The organism is Haloferax profundi (assembly GCF_001469865.1).
Taxonomy (GTDB): Archaea; Halobacteriota; Halobacteria; order Halobacteriales; family Haloferacaceae; genus Haloferax; species Haloferax profundi.
The window spans coordinates 1-4,648 of the sequence record NZ_LOPV01000474.1; the positions used below are offsets into that span (position 1 = coordinate 1).

A 4,648-nucleotide genomic window follows, 5' to 3' on the forward strand; every position below is an offset into this window, starting at 1 on the left:
GCCTCCGTGGGTCGGTAGCCGAACCCCCAGCGGAGGAATCCTCGCACTTTAGGGCGAGGAGGATGTCAACAACCGGAAGAGATCCTCGAACGTGACGAGGAAATCGAACAATACCGGTACGCTCTCCAAGACGTTCTCTTCGGGCGTGACCCAGAGAACATCATGCTCTATGGAAAGGCTGGACTCGGGAAGACAGCCGTCACCAAATACATGATGGACGCACTTGAGGACGAAGCGGAAAAGCGTGAACAAGCCGACGATCTGTACGTCCACGAACAGAACTGTAACGGAAAGACACTGTTCATGATCGTCCGACAACTCGTGAACAGTCTCCTCCCAGAAACTGCGAGTAAGTTCCCGAAGCGTGGCCTTGGGACTGGGGATGCTTTCGAGGAACTGTACAACCAGTTAGACCGACTCGGTGGCACACACCTAGTGATCTTCGACGAAATTGACCACCTCAACGATGTGAATACGCTTCTCTATGAACTCCCGCGAGCCTACTCGAACAACAAGATATCTCAGTCACGCGTTGGTGTCATCGGGATCAGCAACAACTACACGTTTAGACAGTCCCTCTCAGCGAAGGTCAAAGATACCTTGATGGAGAACGAAATCTCGTTCAGTCCGTACAATGCCGAAGAACTCCGGGCGATTCTCCAGAACAGGGCAGATCGAGCGTTCGTTGATGGCGCGTGTGACGAGTCCGCAATCGCGAGGGCCGCTGCAATAGCTGCTAAGGACATGGGGAACGCACGACAAGCCATCGACCTTCTTCGCGTTGGTGCGAACGTCGCCGAGAAAAATGGGGACACTCGCGTTGAGGATGACCACATCAGGGATGCACAAGAACTCGTCCAACGGGGGCGATTAAGAAATCGTATCCGAGACCAGACGCAGCACGCACAATACATTCTTGAGACGATCGCACTTCTCGAAAGAGAGGAGAAAACACCTGCTCGGTCGAAGACCATCAAAACCCACTACGAACAGGTTGCAGACTCGTGGGGGTCTGACCCGCTGACTACGCTGAAAAGCGTTCAAGACCACCTATCCGACCTACATATGCTTGGCTTTCTCCGTCGAGATGGTCAGAACCGAGGAGAGAGCGGTGGCCGCTACTATGAGTACGAGCTTGATCTTGACCCAGATATCATTCTCGAAACGCGTGAAGAAATTGAGACAGTATAGTCACCGTGGGCGCATGTTTGTGGCACGTTTCTGAAGTCTGTTCAGCCTCCCGATGAAGACAGACGAAACGTACTCTCTGTCACTCTGATTCGGACCCCCTCAGACTAGTAAGGAAGACAGACGAAATGTACTCTCTCACTATGAGTCTACAGATGAGCAAGCCGAGTGTCTCGGGGTCGTACGGGAATCAAAGACTCCTATGATTCGAGGCAATTTACTCTGTCTCGACGCTCCACGCGTCATGGTCCATGGTGGCATCTGTTTGTTCGTCACCGTCATACCCATTGAAATCCGCAAACGTTCCACTCCGTTGTTGGACAACTCGGACTCGGATACTTCCATCTTCTTCGAGATGCCACTGGAGTTGGTCACCATCCTCAATCCCCAGTTCCCGACGAATGCGTGCTGGGATATTCGCTTGGTTTCCAGAGACCTTGCTTTCGGCGTCTGCTGGATTGTTACTCATGGGTGGATACTAGACACTCTTGGTCAAAATCCTAGTGCGGACATTGTGTAAATGGAAGACCGTTTTAGATATATTTGTCCTCCATCTCTTCCAGAAGACCCCAGACCGACTCTGTTGAAACCCTCAGTTACTGGTAGTTTGTTGGAGCCGTGCTGAATACAGCGCGCAAGTCGGTCACGCGGTCGAATGAGTACGTCGGCGATGCCTCCGCTACACAAGAGCCGTTTTCCCGTTTGGTTGCTCCAGTACGTCTGGTAATCTCACCGGTCAGTCCCGTTATCACTGTAAGTTGGTATGTAGCGACCGTTGTGAATCATATGGGAGCCATTTAATCGATAGACAAACTGGCCGAGTCCTCACACTGCGACGAACACGTGTGTGTTACCCCAGACAGACATGATTTTAGAATGTCATAGATGTGAGACATATTTAACTGGTAAAGATATAAATCATGTCCTGACATTCTGCTCTTCGTAACTTTTCGCCACCCATACGGGTTCTCAGCAGAGGGTTGGGTTCTGTGTGCGGTTTGAAGGGTTATACACTGTGACACACATGTCGAACCACAATAACTCTCCCACAGACGGAACCGACGAGACAGGCGCCGAACACACTGGTCCCAAACTTTCGCGGCGCTCCGCGCTTCGTAGCCTCGCGGGTGCGGGCCTACTCGGTCTGGTCGGCCTCCCGGCGATGGCCGGGTCAGCGAGTGCATCTTCGTCCTCATTCCTACACAGCGGTTCGTGCTCGAGAATCACCGGCGTCGGAGTGGGCCGCAACGGAACGTTCACGCCCGTCGACGCGCCCGCGATGGTCTCTCCATATCACGAGAGTGGTAACCCCCCGTGGGGCAGTGTCTTCAGCGCTGACGCCCAGCACGTGTGGTACTGCCCATCCGGGACGTGTGATCTTTATCAACCCGCAGACGAACGAATCCGCCTTGAGCAGACGTTCGACCTCGATATGGTGCCGAGTACAGCGACGCTCTCCGTCGCCGCGGACAACACAGCTGAGATCTATCTGAACGGCACTTTCGTACGCACTGTCGGATACTACCCACCGATAGTCGGGCAGGACGTCGTTCCCTTCCTACAGACCGGCGAGAACACTCTCGAGATACGCGCGTGGAACGACCCAATGTACGGTGACACACCTGCGGCAATCATCTTCGAGATGAAGGCACCTCTCCCACCGCAGAGCTGTGAATCAACCACTATCGACGTCAACATCGACATCAAGCCCGACAGTGACGACAATTCCATCAACCCGAACTCGAAGGGAGTCACCCCCGTCGTGGTCTACTCGACCGACGATTTCGACGCGACGACGCTTGACGTCTCTTCACTCGCCTTTGGCCCTGGCGGTGCGAGCGCGGCCCACGGCGGCCACGTCGATGACGTCGATGGAGACGGCCTGATGGACCTCGTGCTACACTTCCCGACTCAAGACGCTGGCTTCGCCGACGGCGACACTGAGGCAAACTTGGTCGGGCAGACCAACGATGGCACGGACGTTGTCGGGACCGACGCGATCAAAACTGTCGGCGGCAAAGGTAAGGACAGAGGCCGCGCTCGCTGAGGATTCGTACACTTACTGAGCGGTTAGTTCAGCGTCGGTAAGATGGAATAAACGAGGTCGCCGTGACCGACACACCCTCTGTCTGTGTCACGCTATTCCTATCAATCTCTGAGGGGTTCAACAGAGCCTCCTGACCCAATTCCCTTCTCGAACAACATCGGTTTCTTAACCAACAAGAAACCAAGTGGCTCAAATTTGTTGGTTAATCACTTTGTCCCTCGATCTGCTCGATGAGCGTTTGACTCGTTCGGCTAATTCGCTTGAGACGCTCACGAATCACGTCTGCATCATCGCGCTCCCACGTTGCGAGGTAGAACACCGAACCACTCATATCGAGGCCGAACTGCCTCCCAACAACGTATGCTACCGCTTCTGCCTCGACCTCACGCTTCGACCGTTCGGTATCATCATCGATGCCGACGTGGAGAAGCGCATGAGCGTACTCGTGGACTAACGTCGATACCATAGCTGCGTCACTATCCCGACAGAGGATCTCGACAATTGGGAAGCCACCGTCTGGTGATTCTCGGCACACGCCTTTCGAAGCACCGTAGTTCCACTCTTCATCCGGAACAAGTTCCACCTCGACACCTACAGCCTTAGCAGCGTCCAACACGGCCGGAAGAAGTTTGTCTGCGTTACCCTCTGCACTCGTATCGAGACCTGGGAGATCCTCACCATCTGTCTGCGAGATGTCGAATATTGGTGCTGGCCGGAAGCCAACCAAGCCCTTCGACCACTCTTTGGGTGACGTCTCGTCGTAGCCACAGTTGGTGTTGGAGTGGTAGCTCGGTGAATTCCCACATTCAGGGCATTGCTTTGCGATGATGGGTGCCCAAATCCAAATCGCGCTCTCGCCTTCCTTGACGTGCCGATCGAATTCGTTCTGCCACGTTCGGTAGCCCGCGACTCTCGTTGCGTTTGGGCACTGCTGTTTAATCAAGAGCGTGTTGCGGTAGGAGTAATCGTGGAACTGCCGTTGGACGTCAAGCCACGCTTGGAACTCGGCACTCGCTTGTGCAACGTCGACGGATTCGACAAGGTCGTCGATCCACTGTTCGATGGTACTGTGCATCTCGTCACGTCGGGTGTCGGAGTCGTTGAACGACACCGCTGCGTAGTCAGTCGTCGCCATGAATTTTCTCGCGAGCATCCCAATTTGGAATGCCCCGCACCCCTCTGGGGGGCGAAAAAAACTCTCTCGAGCGAAATGGGACTGGTCAGTGACGGCTAAACCCACCTTACAACCATAGAAAATGGCGTCTGAACGAACTAGCGCGACGCAGGTGGGATGTAGACACTGGATTCGCCCATGACTTCCTCAAGGTGGTTCCGAGCGCGGTGCGTGAAGTAACACTCGTAACAGCAGTACCCACAAACGTCCCCAGTATCGTACTCCGCGACGAAGGGGCC

At 54.5% G+C, this 4,648-nt stretch carries 3 protein-coding genes and 2 pseudogenes; 2 read left to right on the forward strand and 3 right to left on the reverse strand.

Going from position 1 to position 4,648, the window contains the following annotated elements; all coding sequences use genetic code 11:
- Positions 1–69 precede the first annotated feature (69 nt).
- Positions 70–1,191, forward strand: a pseudogene (locus AUR66_RS15560) (orc1/cdc6 family replication initiation protein); the annotation flags it as partial.
- Positions 1,192–1,405: 214 nt separating this feature from the next.
- Here the strand turns inward: AUR66_RS15560 and AUR66_RS20760 are convergent.
- Positions 1,406–1,657: an AbrB/MazE/SpoVT family DNA-binding domain-containing protein gene (locus tag AUR66_RS20760; RefSeq protein ID WP_082682238.1), complete on the reverse strand. Its 252-nt coding sequence runs from the start codon at positions 1,655–1,657 to the stop codon at positions 1,406–1,408.
- A 555-nt stretch (positions 1,658–2,212) separates the two neighbouring features.
- Here AUR66_RS20760 and AUR66_RS15570 point away from each other — a divergent pair.
- Positions 2,213–3,235 (forward strand): hypothetical protein, encoded by a 1,023-nt coding sequence (locus tag AUR66_RS15570; protein WP_197409817.1) that lies wholly within the window; start codon positions 2,213–2,215, stop codon positions 3,233–3,235.
- A gap of 202 nt (positions 3,236–3,437) precedes the next feature.
- On the opposite strand, the gene AUR66_RS15575 is transcribed toward AUR66_RS15570, so the two are convergent.
- Entirely contained in the window at positions 3,438–4,370 is a 933-nt protein-coding gene (locus AUR66_RS15575; protein ID WP_058573176.1) for an ArdC-like ssDNA-binding domain-containing protein, read from the reverse strand.
- Positions 4,371–4,507: 137 nt separating this feature from the next.
- Positions 4,508–4,648: pseudogene (locus AUR66_RS23365) on the reverse strand (DUF6610 family protein); the annotation flags it as partial.

What these genes read in the sequence shown, in the direction of transcription:
- AUR66_RS20760 (WP_082682238.1), bottom strand. Translation starts at nt 1,657, where the DNA reads ATGAGTAACAATCCAGCAGACGCCGAAAGCAAGGTCTCTGGAAACCAA.
- AUR66_RS15570 (WP_197409817.1), top strand. Translation starts at nt 2,213, where the DNA reads ATGTCGAACCACAATAACTCTCCCACAGACGGAACCGACGAGACAGGC.
- AUR66_RS15575 (WP_058573176.1), bottom strand. Translation starts at nt 4,370, where the DNA reads ATGGCGACGACTGACTACGCAGCGGTGTCGTTCAACGACTCCGACACC.